Origin of the sequence: Acinetobacter sp. I-MWF, assembly GCF_025433935.1 — a bacterium.
GTDB lineage: Bacteria > Pseudomonadota > Gammaproteobacteria > Pseudomonadales > Moraxellaceae > Acinetobacter > Acinetobacter guillouiae.
Map to the genome: position 1 here is coordinate 475443 of NZ_JAMBAR010000001.1, position 14061 is coordinate 489503.

At 38.7% G+C, this 14061-nt stretch carries 19 protein-coding genes; 10 read left to right on the plus strand and 9 right to left on the minus strand.

Features of this window, described 5'->3' with window-relative positions:
- Positions 1 to 149: 149 nt before the first annotated feature.
- Positions 150 to 653: a DUF6586 family protein gene (locus tag M2R48_RS02290; RefSeq protein WP_004718012.1), complete on the plus strand. Its 504-nt coding sequence runs from the start codon at positions 150 to 152 to the stop codon at positions 651 to 653.
- Between the two features lie 108 nt (positions 654 to 761).
- Entirely contained in the window at positions 762 to 1040 is a 279-nt protein-coding gene (locus M2R48_RS02295) for a hypothetical protein (protein WP_004718010.1), read from the plus strand.
- A gap of 247 nt (positions 1041 to 1287) precedes the next feature.
- Here the strand turns inward: M2R48_RS02295 and M2R48_RS02300 are convergent, their stop codons facing one another.
- From M2R48_RS02300 to M2R48_RS02315, 4 genes are all read right to left on the minus strand, one after another.
- Positions 1288 to 3006: a cation:proton antiporter gene (locus M2R48_RS02300; RefSeq protein WP_262084971.1), complete on the minus strand. Its 1719-nt coding sequence runs from the start codon at positions 3004 to 3006 to the stop codon at positions 1288 to 1290.
- Between the two features lie 182 nt (positions 3007 to 3188).
- Positions 3189 to 3344 carry a 50S ribosomal protein L33 gene (gene rpmG, locus M2R48_RS02305; protein WP_003654787.1) on the minus strand — a complete coding sequence of 52 codons (156 nt, stop codon included), beginning with the start codon at positions 3342 to 3344 and terminating at the stop codon, positions 3189 to 3191.
- 12 nt (positions 3345 to 3356) lie between these two features.
- Entirely contained in the window at positions 3357 to 3593 is a 237-nt protein-coding gene (rpmB, locus tag M2R48_RS02310) for a 50S ribosomal protein L28 (RefSeq protein ID WP_000048256.1), read from the minus strand.
- Positions 3594 to 3758: 165 nt separating this feature from the next.
- Positions 3759 to 5207 (minus strand): coniferyl aldehyde dehydrogenase, encoded by a 1449-nt coding sequence (locus M2R48_RS02315; RefSeq protein ID WP_016539261.1) that lies wholly within the window; start codon positions 5205 to 5207, stop codon positions 3759 to 3761.
- A 111-nt stretch (positions 5208 to 5318) separates the two neighbouring features.
- Here M2R48_RS02315 and M2R48_RS02320 point away from each other — a divergent pair, with 111 nt between their 5' ends.
- From M2R48_RS02320 to M2R48_RS02340, 5 genes are all read left to right on the plus strand, one after another.
- Positions 5319 to 6011 (plus strand): TetR/AcrR family transcriptional regulator, encoded by a 693-nt coding sequence (locus tag M2R48_RS02320; RefSeq protein ID WP_034611676.1) that lies wholly within the window; start codon positions 5319 to 5321, stop codon positions 6009 to 6011.
- An 84-nt stretch (positions 6012 to 6095) separates the two neighbouring features.
- The gene (gene purU / locus M2R48_RS02325) at positions 6096 to 6962 is read left to right on the plus strand and encodes a formyltetrahydrofolate deformylase (RefSeq protein WP_016539263.1); all 867 of its coding nucleotides are present in this window, start codon (positions 6096 to 6098) and stop codon (positions 6960 to 6962) included.
- A 221-nt stretch (positions 6963 to 7183) separates the two neighbouring features.
- Positions 7184 to 8008, plus strand: a complete 825-nt coding sequence (locus M2R48_RS02330; protein WP_262084973.1) for an energy transducer TonB — start codon at positions 7184 to 7186, stop codon at positions 8006 to 8008.
- 31 nt (positions 8009 to 8039) lie between these two features.
- Positions 8040 to 8663, plus strand: coding sequence for a MotA/TolQ/ExbB proton channel family protein (locus M2R48_RS02335; protein WP_004717997.1), 624 nt, complete (start codon positions 8040 to 8042; stop codon positions 8661 to 8663).
- The gene (locus tag M2R48_RS02340) at positions 8663 to 9067 is read left to right on the plus strand and encodes an ExbD/TolR family protein (protein ID WP_004717995.1); all 405 of its coding nucleotides are present in this window, start codon (positions 8663 to 8665) and stop codon (positions 9065 to 9067) included. The genes M2R48_RS02335 and M2R48_RS02340 overlap by 1 nt, the downstream gene beginning before the upstream one ends.
- Before the next feature lie 115 nt (positions 9068 to 9182).
- On the opposite strand, the gene msrA is transcribed toward M2R48_RS02340, so the two are convergent.
- Both msrA and M2R48_RS02350 read right to left on the minus strand, forming a co-directional pair.
- The gene (msrA, locus tag M2R48_RS02345) at positions 9183 to 9704 is read right to left on the minus strand and encodes a peptide-methionine (S)-S-oxide reductase MsrA (protein WP_004717992.1); all 522 of its coding nucleotides are present in this window, start codon (positions 9702 to 9704) and stop codon (positions 9183 to 9185) included.
- A gap of 253 nt (positions 9705 to 9957) precedes the next feature.
- Positions 9958 to 10296, minus strand: coding sequence for a TIGR01244 family sulfur transferase (locus tag M2R48_RS02350; protein WP_056516927.1), 339 nt, complete (start codon positions 10294 to 10296; stop codon positions 9958 to 9960).
- A gap of 126 nt (positions 10297 to 10422) precedes the next feature.
- Here M2R48_RS02350 and M2R48_RS02355 point away from each other — a divergent pair, with 126 nt between their 5' ends.
- The 3 genes from M2R48_RS02355 to M2R48_RS02365 all read left to right on the plus strand — a co-directional run bounded on the left by M2R48_RS02355 (position 10423) and on the right by M2R48_RS02365 (position 12194).
- On the plus strand, positions 10423 to 11319 hold the full coding sequence (locus M2R48_RS02355) for an alpha/beta hydrolase (RefSeq protein ID WP_262084974.1): 897 nt from the start codon (positions 10423 to 10425) through the stop codon (positions 11317 to 11319).
- Entirely contained in the window at positions 11320 to 11751 is a 432-nt protein-coding gene (trxC, locus tag M2R48_RS02360) for a thioredoxin TrxC (protein WP_056516933.1), read from the plus strand.
- Positions 11752 to 11825: 74 nt separating this feature from the next.
- Complete coding sequence (locus tag M2R48_RS02365; protein ID WP_154130156.1) at positions 11826 to 12194, plus strand: acyl-CoA thioesterase; 369 nt, start codon at positions 11826 to 11828, stop codon at positions 12192 to 12194.
- 80 nt (positions 12195 to 12274) lie between these two features.
- On the opposite strand, the gene M2R48_RS02370 is transcribed toward M2R48_RS02365, so the two are convergent.
- From M2R48_RS02370 to M2R48_RS02380, 3 genes are all read right to left on the minus strand, one after another.
- The gene (locus M2R48_RS02370) at positions 12275 to 12796 is read right to left on the minus strand and encodes an ester cyclase (RefSeq protein ID WP_262084975.1); all 522 of its coding nucleotides are present in this window, start codon (positions 12794 to 12796) and stop codon (positions 12275 to 12277) included.
- Between the two features lie 171 nt (positions 12797 to 12967).
- Complete coding sequence (locus M2R48_RS02375; protein ID WP_004717985.1) at positions 12968 to 13471, minus strand: DUF4442 domain-containing protein; 504 nt, start codon at positions 13469 to 13471, stop codon at positions 12968 to 12970.
- 28 nt (positions 13472 to 13499) lie between these two features.
- Positions 13500 to 13988 carry a YajQ family cyclic di-GMP-binding protein gene (locus M2R48_RS02380; RefSeq protein ID WP_004717983.1) on the minus strand — a complete coding sequence of 163 codons (489 nt, stop codon included), beginning with the start codon at positions 13986 to 13988 and terminating at the stop codon, positions 13500 to 13502.
- Between the last annotated feature and the right edge of the window lie 73 nt (positions 13989 to 14061).

Consider the following 14061-nt stretch of genomic DNA (forward strand, 5'->3'; position numbering starts at 1 on the left):
GATAAAAATAAAAACTTAAATTGATATTCTTGCAAAAACGAGCGCTATCTATTTTATTGACATACAACATGGATAAAATTCATTGTGATTTTTGTTCAATAAAGATTAAGCTAAGACTGTAAAGAATGCCAAAATCTTAGGGAACTTCCATGTCACGTGTAGCTCGCTTTCATGCAGACCGTACCAATCAAAAACTTTATTTTGCTCGTCTTGCATGTATGCAGGGAGAACAAACTGAAAATGTTCAACAAGCTCAAGCACATCGTGAAGCAGCAGTATTTCATTTACATGGCGCGGTTTTAGCATTTCTGCAAGAGTTGGTACGTTATTACCGTTTAAATGATTTTTCCCCAACCTTAAAGTCAATCGAAGAAAATATGGCGGCTAAAGGACAAGTCTCACCAGAAGTTTTAGTGATGCAAAAATTAGCCAAAGAAGGATTTATTGCTGAACTCAAAAGAGCGTATCGACTTTGTCAATATGCACCTGAACCAAGTGCGCCAGAACCAGAGGATGAAACATCATCAAACTTAATTATCAAAGTGACGCAAACACCACAAGCTTGGTTGCCTGATACAAAGATTTTAAGAGAGTGGCACCGAGATTTATCGCAACTTATTGATGGTTTTCGTAATGAAATGGTTGAATTCTGATCTTTTTGATCAGATATACTTGAAATTTTGTTTTAAATGACTATATAAAATATCTACAAGATGCAAAGTGCATTCAGCACCTTGCCCCATGTTGAGCATGGAGGATTTATGTCTATCGAACAGTTAAAAGAGTTATTTGGAAATCAGGAAGCTATTTTGGAGTTGGTACAGCTCGAAAGTGGGGAGCTGGCACTGCGTAATGCAGGTTCTGAAAAAGAGCCCTTGGTCACTATTCAATTTAATGAAGAAGTGAAAGCATTACTGGGTGATCAAACGCCAGCGATTGCACAACAGATGATTCAGGCTGCATTATTTGCGTTACTTGAAAAACAGGCAGATGAATGGCACGCTGAAGTTGTTGATGAACAACCAAAATTTATGAGCTAGTGATTTCATTTATTCTAGAATAAATACAATAAACGCACTTTCGAGTGCGTTTTTCTTTGTATGCAAATAACCTGATATACGCAAATGGCATCAAATTCTAGAAGTTTTAAATCTTTTGTTAGATGGGGTGGTGATCCCCCATCCAACATCGTTATCGATACCATTACATAATGGAAGCACCACGACTTTCCAAGGTCCACAAAGAACAGTCGTGTGGTTTTAGCTACGTTTTAAAGATTATCCTAATTCAATGTGTTGGTTCATGATGATGAGCAATTTGGATCTGGTTTAAAATATGATTACTCATGTTTTTCGCCATTTCCTCTTTTGCATAATAGACTTCACCGACATTGTCTTTACGGATCACTTCAGCTTCTTCTTTATTTTCAGCACAGACTAACACTTGAATTTCTGGATTAAGCAGCTTGGCTGTATCGACAATTTTATGAATATCTACAATATCCATCGGTGAAATCACCAATAGTCGTGCATGTTGGATATGGGCTTGAATCAAAACACTGGGTTCTGTTGCTCGACCAGAAACCGCAGCGATGCCTTTTTCACGCAAATTCTCTACAATTTCGCGGTTCTCTTCAGCGATGACCACTTTGATGCCATCATCCATCAATGTTTTGGTAATACGACGTCCGACTTCACCATGACCAACAATCACCACTTGATCACGTAAATACGCTTGATCAACTTCATCTGGAAGCATCGCCAATGGGTCACCGCTACGCTCAAGTAAGCGCGCTAAATGCGAACGCTCACGGATCCAGTTTTGCACAGGTTCGATCGCAGAAAATAGAAATGAATTGAGGGTGATAGAAAATAAAGCACCCGCTAAGATTAAGTTTTGCGCTTCAGGGCTAAGTAATCCCAGTGACAAGCCTAAGGTTGCCAGAATAAAGGAGAACTCTCCAATTTGTGCCAAACTGGCGCCCACTGTTAATGCTGTATTGATGGGATAACGGAAAAATAACACCAATGCCATCGCTGCCAGCGTCTTACCAATCATAATAATGGCAATGACTGCTAAAATATGCAGAGGCTGTTCCACAATAATACGTGGATCAAATAACATCCCGACAGAAACGAAGAACAAAATCGAGAAAATTTCGCGTAAAGGTAAAGTTTCTTCTTCTGCACGATGACTAAAATCTGATTCTTTAACCACCATTCCGGCAAAGAACGCTCCAAGTGCCATAGATACGCCGAAGATTGCGTATGAGCCATAAGCGATTGAAACTGCTGCTGCGACTACGGTTAAAGTAAAAAGCTCTCTAGAGCCTAAACGTGCCACATATTGCATAATCATTGGCACAAGGCGTTTGCCAATGATGAGCATAAAGGCGATAAAACCAGTTACTTTTAATAGGGTGATGCCGAGTGTTAACCAAATGTTTTGATCAGATTCATGTCCTGCAATAGGATGTCCGCCTAAAAGTACAGCTGTTGCAGGCAGTAGAACCAAGACTAAAACCATGACCAGATCTTCGACCAGCAACCAGCCAACGGCAATCTTACCATTCACCGAGTTAAGTAGCCCTTTATCACCTAATGCTTTGAGTAAAACCACCGTACTTGCACAGGATAAACTTAAGCCAAAGACCAGTGCAGAACCAAAGCTCCAGCCCCAAAAGATGGAAACTGCCATACCCAGTAAGGTCGCAACCGCGATTTGTAAAATTGCACCAGGGAGGGCAATTTTTCGGACTTGCATTAAATCGTTGAGGGAAAAATGCATCCCGACACCGAACATCAAGAACATGACGCCTAATTCAGCAAGCTGATTGGCCAGCGCGATGTCTGCAACAACACCTGGGGTATTGGGGCTGATGATAATTCCCGCAATTAAATAACCAATCAAAGGTGGCAGGCGTAATCGTGCAACGATATAGCCAAAGATCAGGGCTATACCAAAACCAACTGCAAGTAAAATAATCAGATCTACATCATGAGGCACTAAATACTCCTTAAATCTTCAGGAGAAATCATTCAAAAAATCATTTCTTAAGGTAATGACTTTGTATAAAGCCATATAAAATGCACAATCAGTGCCAAATTCGCTAAAGAGTTTAACAAGTCGAAGAAAAAAAAGGCAAAAAAAACGACCCAAATGGATCGTATTTTTTAAGAAAACTAAAATTATTTAATTTTAGCTTCTTTGAAGATTACGTGTTGACGGATTTTTGGATCAAATTTTTTGATTTCCATTTTTTCCGGCATAGTACGTTTGTTCTTAGTAGTGGTATAGAAATAACCTGTACCAGCAGTAGAAACTAAGCGAATTTTATCACGCATGGTTCAGACTCCTTAGATCTTTTGACCTTGAGCACGAAGGTCAGCAACAACCTTTTCAATGCCCAATTTGTCGATAATACGCATACCTTTAGTGGTTAGACGAAGACGTACAAAACGTTTTTCGCTTTCTAACCAGAAACGGTGGTGATGCAGGTTCGGCTCGAACCGGCGTTTAGTTTTGTTGTTGGCGTGTGAGACGTTGTTACCAACGACTGGACGCTTGCCGGTAACTTGGCAAACCTTAGACATGGTGTAACTCCATTGATTTAGCCAACAGCAAATCTGTATGGCCAGTCAAAATAAAACGGATTGAATTCATTCAAGGGGCGTTTTATACCAAAATTCCGCTTAAAAGACAAGCGGAATTCGTCAAAACGCAACATGATCTAATTTGATAGATCATGCCTTGATCAGTTAGCGTAAGAAAGTTTTCTCTAAAATCTTATTTAGGGCTTTGTCATAAGGCGCTAATATGAATTTTAAGCTAAATAGCTTAGGAATAGACATTACTGAACGCTCATGTGATAAACCAAAGAAACCTTCTGGGCCATGATATTTGCCCATGCCAGATGCACCAACGCCACCAAATGGTAAATCGTCTTGTGCAACATGGGTAACTACGGCATTTTGACCGAAATGCCCAGAATGGGTACGTTGAGAAACGTATTCTGCGCGGGCATTGTCAAAGTCGAAATAGTATAAAGCAAGTGGACGCGGTCTGCCATTAATAAAGTCAATTACATCGTCAATTTGATCATATTCCATAATTGGAAGCACTGGACCAAAGATTTCATTCTTCATAATGTCCATTGTCGGTAGAACACCTGTTAAGAATGTTGGGGCAATTTTACGTACACTCGCTAATTCTTCATTTTGAGGATTGATTTCAATCAACTCAGCGCCTTGTTGACGTGCATCCTCTAAATAACCTTGAACACGGTTGTACTGCTTATCGTTGATAATGCTGGTGTAATCTTGATTATCACGAATCGTCGGGTACATTGTTGTTGCAGCTTGTTTAAAGCTTTCAATAAACTCGGCAGTTTTTCCTCGAGGTAGGAACATATAGTCTGGTGCTACACAGGTTTGACCAGAGTTCCACAATTTACCAAAAGCAATACGTTCAGCGACCAGATTGAGATCGCTTGAAGGATGTACGATTACAGGTGATTTACCACCAAGCTCAAGAATAACAGGCACTAGATTTTCGGCAGCAGCAGACATCACGGTTTTACCGACATTGGTAGAGCCAGTAAAAATGATTTTATCGAATGCTAAATGTGAAAATGCATCGGAAATTTGACCACCGCCATTGACCACGGCAACCAATTCTTGTGGAAATGCTTCTGAGAGTGCATTTTCAAGTACGAAGCCAAAATTAGAAGATGAACTTGAAATTTTGAGTATTGCGTGATTTCCAGCAGCCAGTGCACAAATCAGTGGGCCAACAGAAAGCAATAATGGATAGTTCCATGGTGCAATAATTCCAATCACACCTAAAGGCTGATATTGCACCCAAGCTTTGGCTGGTTGGTGTAAGATAGACACATGGCGCTTAGATGGTTTCATCCATGCTGTTAAATGCTTGCTATAATATTTAATTTGTTCTAAACATGTGAGTAGTTCACCAATTTTAGTTTCGCTGATTGAACGATTGCCGTAGTCTTGATTGATTGCTTCTGCAAATTGATCTTGGTATTTTACCAGAACTTTCTTTAAGCGAGCTAAACGTTCAATACGTTCCTTTGCTGTAGGAACAGGGTAGCGTTGATAAGCGACTTTCTGTTGTTCAAGAATGTCATGCATACGTTGAACTTCAGGTGAGTAAGAAGTCATTGAATTTGTTTTTGTATGACTGTTCATGACAAACACCATTTACGAATAGGTTAATATAATATAATTTTTAGAGTAAATACTCTAAATAGTCAAGTCACTTTATGTTAGCTTGTGCTAACGGTTAAAAATGGTAATAGGATGTCGAGCTCCAAAACTTTGAAAACGAAAGACCGAATTTTGCAGATTAGTCTGCAACTTTTTAATGAGCGCGGCGAACGTGCAGTTACAACGAATCATATTGCAGCAGAGCTTGGGATCAGTCCTGGAAATTTGTATTATCATTTTCGAAACAAACAAGAAATCATCAAAGAATTGATGGAACAATACCAAAAAGAAACTTTAGATATGCTGTCATTACCCGATGACCGTGGAGTCAATGCGAATGACAAAATCCGTTATTTCCAAGTTTTAAGTAGTCAGCTATGGGAATATCGCTTTCTACATCGTGATGTTTACCATTTAATTGAAAATAACGACGACTTTAGAAAAATTTATCCTCGCTTTGCTGGCAAGGTGATGCAACAAGGGCAAAAAATTTATCATGCCTTTGTTGAAGCGGGACTGATGCAGATGACACCTTCTGAAATTGAAGCACTCATCATCAATATTTGGATTGTCCTGACCAACTGGACCAACTTCCTATATATGTCTGGGCATTTAAGTGATTCCAACCATTTAGATGAAAAATGGATTTGGCAAGCATTGCGCCAGATGGTGTTTTTAGAAGGTCCTTATTTACGTGGCGAAAGTCGCGAAACCTATGAACGCTTGCTAGAAAGCTTCGGTTCTTCGGAATTATTTGCCAGTTTATCTGCTGTAAAACGCGATTGATGCGGAATCAAGATTGAAAGCTGATGAAAAAGCGTTAAAATATTCGGCTGTTTTTAAATTAACTTATAAGTGATATCCATCAACATGAACATGACTACTGCCAACACAGCACGTCTACTGATTACTTGTGAAGACAAGCCAGGAATCGTGCAAGCTGTATCGAGCTTTTTGTATCATCAGGGCGCGAACATTACTGCGCTTGATCAATACGCAACTGAAGCTCAGGGCGGGCGTTATTTTATGCGTGTTGAGTTTGAACTTGATCATTTGCAATCCCGTCGTGAGAGTCTCATTCAAACTTTCGCAACCAATGTGGCTGAACGCTATAGTATGCATTGGCGTTTGGCTTTGGTGAGTGACATTAAAAAAGTCGGTATTTTGGTGTCTAAAGTTGACCATGCTTTGCTTGAGTTGTTATGGCGTCATTCACGTGGTGGCTTACCTTGTGAAATTACCCAAGTGGTTTCAAACCATGAAGACTTACGTGAATCTGTAGAAAACTTTGGTATCCCTTTCTATGTGGTTCCAGTCAACAAAGAAAATAAACGTGAAGCCTATACAAAGATCGATGAGTTAATGCAAGGGAATGATTTACTGGTTCTCGCGCGTTATATGCAAATTCTCGATGAAGAGTTTGTACAAAAGTGGGAAATGAAAGTGATCAATATTCATCACTCATTTTTACCTGCTTTTGTGGGGGCAAATCCATATAAACAGGCTTATGAAAAAGGCGTTAAATTGATTGGGGCAACAGCGCATTATGTGACGGCTGATCTGGATCAAGGCCCAATCATTGAGCAAGATGTAGAACGAGTAAACCACGATTTTACTGTGGATCAACTGCGTGAATTAGGCCAAGATGTTGAACGTAACGTACTTGCTAGAGCGGTCAAATGGCATCTAGAAGACCGTATTATTGTCGATGGCAATAAGACTGTTGTTTTTCAATAACATGTGAATATTCATTTAATATGAGTAGTAAAAAAGGATGCTTTATGCATCCTTTTTTTATTTTTAATTTGTAAAATCGATTAAAAACATTGAAAAACCAGTTGCAAATGAAAACACTTCTCATTTATCATTGTTGCACTTTAATTGTTCTATCCGATGAGCTTAATCTACAAACTGAATAATTTTTTGTAGTTTGCTCAATTTTAGGTATTTAGATTCTTATGAGTCAGTCTTCCATTGCACCACTTCAAACGCCACCACCGATGAAGAAAAAAGTCCTTGCTGCAGTGTTAGCAGTTGTTGTCGGGCACGTAGGTGTGTTGTGGGGGGTAAGTCATATGAAACCATTTGAACTGCCTCAAATAAAGAAAGAACCTTTAAAAATCAAATTTTTAAAGTTAAAAGAAGATGTTCCACCGCCGCCACCTCCTCCATCTGAACCCATCAAACCTAAAGTTCAACCGAAACCTATAAAGAAGAAAGTTGAGCCTAAACCTGTGGTTAAGCCAAAAATCATTGAGCAGAAAAAACCTGTAGAAAATGATGATCGGGCAAGAAAGCTTGAAGAACAAAAGCGTTTAGAAGAGCAACAGAAGCAGGATAAGGCACGTCAAGATGAGCAAAAACGTCAAGATGATCAGAAGCGTGCGGAACAGCAGAAACGTGAACAAGATGAACGTGATCGTCAAAAACGTGAGCAAGATGAGCGCGATCGTCAACGTCGTGATCAAGAGCAAAGAAACACGCCGCGTAATGTAAATGAAGGTCAGGTGTCTTGGAGTCGTAGTCCACGTATCGCAAAAGAGCAATTACTTAAACTGATGTCTCCAGAAGATGGAACAAAAGTTGTGAATCTAGAAATTACTGCGGATGCGGGCGGAAATATTACCAATGTTCGTATTCTTCAATCTAGTGGTAATTCAAGTTTAGATAGTTATGTTGTTAAGCAGACTCAATCTGCAAAATTTAAAGCTTATAGAGAAAATGGTGCGGGTGTACCATTTAAAATTAGGCAAGATTTTGCATTGTCGGTCTCTAAAAAGTAAATAATTTTTTTAAGAATTAGGAAATGTGCATATGAACTTTTCAGTTTATTGGCAACATGCTGATGCGGTCAGTAAGACACTGTATTTCGTGTTATTGGCAATGTCTATTGCAACGTGGACTGTGTTCATTTTGCGTATTCTAGGCACGCGTCAACTCAAGCAGGTTGCTCAGGATCACCTTGCTCAGGCTTTAAAAGCATTAAAAGCCAAGCTTGCGCCATTAAGCTTTGACCAACGTAAAGCAGTTGCAGAACAAGCGTTACTACGTCAAATCTCAGCAGAAAAGGCCAATGCTGAAAAAGGTGTTTCAGTTTTAGGAACGATTGCTTCACTTGCACCATTTGTTGGTTTATTTGGTACGGTATGGGGAATCTTCCACGCACTTGTTGCTGTAGGTAAAAGTGGTCAAGCAGGTTTAGCTCAAGTTGCAACGCCAGTTGGTGAGGCACTGATCATGACTGGTCTAGGTCTTGCTGTTGCGATTCCAGCGGTATTGGCATATAACATTTGCGTACGTTTTAACCGTACATTGTCAAATGAGTTGCAAGATCAAGCACATGGTTTGTTAATTGATACGATGTTACAACAAGATTCTTCAACGCAAAAAGTTGAATCTGAATCTACCAGTAAAGGTTTAGTTGGAGGTCAAGCTTAATGGCTTTTCAATTGGGAGAAGACAACGATTCTGGCATGAATGAGATGAATCTCATTCCGCTGATCGATATTATGTTGGTATTGATGATCATCTTCTTGGTGACAGCCACCGTTGCTAACCCATCGATACCATTAACTTTACCAAAGACCACTGCTGAAGTAATCGCGCCTCCACCTGAAGCAATTACCATCAGTATCAATCAGAATGGCGATGTGGCTTGGAATGATAAAGTCATCACTTTAGATGAATTGGCTAAACGATTTGATGAAGAAGGTCAAAAGCCAGTAAAACCAGCTGTACAGTTGAGAGCGGATAAAGAATCTCGCTATGATACCGTTGCACAAGTGATGTCTCGTGCAAGTGAAGCAGGATTAAATGATCTTGCCTTTATGAGTGATAATTAATTTAAATAATTACAAATATTTTAAAACCTCCTTTTAAGGAGGTTTTTTTATGTTGATATTTTGGCTATTGGGTTAGTTCACTTTTGTTATATAAAGTGAAGTATTTTCAGTGATCTTATTCTTTTAAAAGATCTTGAAATTGGCTATGAAGTTTGAGTAATTTTGGTGGAATGGCAAAATTACAATAACCTTGCGCAGGATTACGGGCAAAGAAGTTTTGATGATATTCTTCGGCAGGATGGAAGGTGGGTGCTGGACTGAGTTCAGTCACAATATTTAAACCATCTGCTTTAAGCTGCTCAATAAATTGTTCAGATTCAAGTTTTTGCTGTTCATTGAAGTAATAAATCACCGAACGATATTGTGTTCCAATATCATTGCCTTGGCGGTTTAATGTAGTTGGATCATGAATTGCAAAAAAAACCGTGAGTAATTGTTGATAATTGATTTGCTGTTCATCAAATTCAATCAAAATCACTTCAGCATGATTGGTATCCCCATTACAAATTGCTTCATAAGTTGGATTGGGAGTATGCCCGCCAGCATAACCACTGACTACGTGATTGACACCTTTGAGCTGTAAAAATACGGCTTCGGTACACCAAAAGCAGCCACCACCAAATAGAGCCTGTTGCATGTGAAGATCCCTTTATTTTTAAATTATAGAAAAGACGAAAAGATGCCAAAGATCATATCGTGAACTTGCTTAGTTTGTCATATAACCATTTAAGCATAGGTACAATACCTGTTTGATTCACTAAACAGATCTGTTTAAATTGTTGCAAAATTTTAAAAGTGCAATCTATTCGAATTGCTGTAAAAACTTAAGCTTTTCCATTTAAGGTGAACCAAAAGACATTCAATAGAATGCCTTCTATATTCATGAGAATTTATTCGTCATCTAATAAATCCATTTGTTTTGCAATTTGATAGAGGTTATTTGAACGATTACCTGTACGACAAAACATGAGTACTGGTTTTGGAAGCTCGTTAAAGCGGTTGGCAAAGCTTCTGACATCAACTTCTGTGATTTGACCAGCAACGACAGGTAGAAATACATAGTCCAAACCTGCAGCACGTGCAGCTTCTTCAATTTGAGCACTTGTAGGCTGTTCTGTTCCGCCTTCCATATCAGGACGATTATTCATTATAGACTTAAAGCCTTTTTCTGCCACTTGAGCAATATGTTCTGGACCAATTTGACCAGCAAAACCAACATTTTCACTCATTTCGTCACTCCTATATGATTTAAAATCCAATATGCTATATATAATAGCATTAAGCTCAGAACTGAGTTTGAACGATAAAAGATTTATAAAAGAAATATCTATAAAAGATAACGCAATGGAGTGTGTATGTACGCATATACAGTTGAACCACTATATATCCCCATTGGACAAGAAGTCATAGCGGCAGATTTTTATCGACCTAAAAATCTAAAAAAACCTGCTGTTATTATTATGGCTCATGGATTTGCATGTTTAAGACAATTTAAGTTGGTGAACTATGCGCAAAAAATAGCACAGGCAGGCTATGCGGTTGTGCTGTTTGATTATCGTTTTTGGGGAGGAAGTACAGGCTTTCCTCGTGAACTGATTTCATTGCAGAATCAGTTGGATGATTGGAAAACCGTGGTCAGTTATGTCGCAACACAAAAGAAAATTAATCCAAAAAAAATAGTGCTTTGGGGGACCTCTTTGAGTGGAGGCTATGTACTTAGTCTTGCAAGTGAGCTAAAAAGTGTCCAAGCCATTATGGTGCAAGTGCCTTATGTGGATGGGGCAGAAACTGCAAAATTGTTTCCAATTCAACAGTTACCCAAGGCATTAAAAATATCCAGTCAAGATTATATGGGGGCAAAAGTTGGCATGCTTCCAAGAACCTTACCAGTGGTACATCCCTTTGATTTATGTTTTATTCCGACCAAAGATAGTTATAACGGCTATATGTCGATTGTAAATCCAGACTACTTTTGGAGTGGTGAAGTTCCGGCACGGGTATTTTTTAATTTAATCCGTTTTAGACCAATTCAGACCGTCAGAAGTATTAATATTCCTGTGCTATTTATTGCGGCTAAAAAAGACAGTTTTATCCCGATTGAATCTAGTCGGGAAACGGCGACAAATATTGCACCTTTTGTACAATATCATGAATGGGATATGGCGCATTTTGATATTTATCATGGGAAATGGTTGGAAAAATCAATTTTGACCCAATTAGAGTTTTTACATCAACACATTGGAGTGAGCTAGATGATTATTGTATGTCCATCATGTGGCGCAAAAAACCGAGTTCCCGAAGATAAACTAAATGCTCAACCCACTTGTGGTCAATGTCATCAAAATTTGATTGCACTTGCTCCTATTGAGTTAAATGAACAAAATTTTAGTAACTTTGTTAGTCATAGTGATTTGCCAATTATGATTGATTTATGGGCAGAGTGGTGTGGTCCTTGTAAAATGATGGCACCGCATTTTGCTGAAGTTGCAAAAAATAACCCTCATGTGGTTTTTGCTAAAATTGATACTGAAGCGAATCCACGGTTAAGTAGTGCATTTAATATTCGCAGTATCCCAACCTTGGTTTTAATGAATAAAACCACGGAAGTTGCTAGAATAAGTGGTGCGTTACGTGCTAACCAATTACAAGAATGGTTAGATCAACAATTGAATGCCCATAAGTAATTCACGGGCTCGGAGTTATTGTGTCAGATTCTCATGTAAAACCTGAAGGTACACTGTCTTTACAAACCATCGCAATGCCAGCAGATACAAACTGGAGTGGTGATGTTTTTGGTGGTTGGATTGTTTCACAAATGGATTTGGCTGGTGCAATTCATGCAGAACGCTTTAGTAAAGGGCGTTGTGCAACGATTTCGATTAATCAGATGACTTTTCTTGTTCCCGTAAAAGTGGGGGATGTGATCAGCTGTTATACCAAGCTTTTAAAGGTCGGTAATACATCGATTCAAATGCAGATCGAAGTTTGGGATAGTCATGACAGTTCTCGTGCTGCCAAACGTGTCACTGCAGGTGTATTTACCTTTGTCGCTGTAGATGTTGCGGGAAATAAACGCCAAATTCCTGAAGATGTAAAGCAGAAGTATTTAGCGTCGCAAAGTGCTTGAATGATCAAGATAAAAAATCCCAACATTGTTTGGGATTTTTTATGGAATAGGTGCTTAGATCGTTTGATTTAAATACTGTGTTAAAACATGGTATTGCTGTTGGCGCTTGATTCTGGAACAGCTTGTTGTACATCCCAGTGTTCAACAATTTTTCCATTTTCGACTCTAAAGATATCGACAATCGCAACACCACGATCTTGTGGATTTTGAGCTGAATGAACGTGTAAAAATACTAAGTTTCCTTCTGCGACAGCACGTTTGATTACACTTTTTGCTTCAGGATTTTTTTGGAAATACTGGGTAAAGTGATTTACAAAGGGCGCTTTACCATCTGGAACACGCGGATTGTGCTGAATATATTGGTCACCAATATAACGATCTGCATATGCTTTAACTTGATGCTTTTGAAATACACCTTCATAAAAATCAGTCACAATGGCTTTATTTTGTTGCGCTTGTTGGGTGGTTGAATTCGCTGCTAATGTGTTGCCCGTTGCAGTAGTAGCAACGTGATTTGGATTTTGGGCACATGCAGTGAGAAACAAAATAGGGCTTAGAATGAGGCTGAGTACAATAATTTTTCTTGGCGTAGCTGATCGCATGGTTATTCTCTATAGTTCAAATCTCAATAGTTCAAGATGGTGGTGGAAATAACACCATCTTGATGAGTAAATAAGCATGAATATAGTGAATAATCGTCACTCATTATTTGTACTTTGGTAAATTTTATACTTACTGAGCAGTAAGTTTTATTTACATTTGCAGATTTGTATTTATTTCTTTTTTAGGCGTTCTTTTGACACCCAAGCCCACACCATTTGGCATTCTACAGGCTCTTTTCCAGATTCATCCATAATGGTGACTGGAACCAGCGTTTCACCTTTTTCAGAGCTTTGCATTTCTAAAATTTGTTCTTTGCTCAATGTCGCTGTTGCTGTCATATCACCTTTAGATGGTCGTTTATATTCAATATGCATGCTTTTGATCAAGACAATTGAACTATCAGGAACATTCATACCTGTGACAAAGCCTGTTGCTGTTTCAGCAATCAACGCCATTGCAACAGCGTGTAATTGTCCAATATGGTTTTGCATGGCACGGTGGTTTTTAATTTCCACCACAACTTTTGAATGGCTGACTTCTAGGTACTTAATATTGGCTGTGCCCACCATAGGCACAACTCGACCAAACGCCTTACTCCAGAGCGTACTACGAATGCCTTTAGGGAATTTAGAAGTCGCTTTCACAAGTTTAGATAAACGGTTGGTCTGAGTCATGTCTTAACCTATAGTGTTGCTAAAGACCTTAGTCTTTGAAGTTATTAAATTGTAAAGGTACACCGAATTGTTGTTCTTTTAAAAATGCCATAACTTGCTGTAATGTATCGCGCTTTTTATCAGTTACACGTATCTTGTCACCTTGGATAGAAGATTGCACTTTGACGCCACTTTCTTTAATGGCTTTATTAATTTTTTTTGCGGTATCTGAGTCAAGTCCATCTTTAAGCTTGATCACTTGCACAATATTTTTACCTGAAGCCGTCATTTTTTGTGGATCAAGGGCTTGAATATCGATTTTACGTTTAAAGAAATGATTTTCAAGCATGCTATAGACTTGTTCACACTGGAAATCACTTTCAGTTGAAATTTTAATTTCTTTGGCTTTTTCATTAATTTCGATTGAAACGTCCTGACCACGGAAGTCAAAGCGTGTTGCAATTTCTTTTTGTGTGTTTTGAACAGCATGATTTACTTCAAAAATCTCTAATTCTGAAACAATATCGAAAGATGGCATAGTTTAGACCTTTACAAATGGAAAGAATATCTGAGATGCTAGGGATGTTTTCTTCATTTGCCAAGTGTTGTTT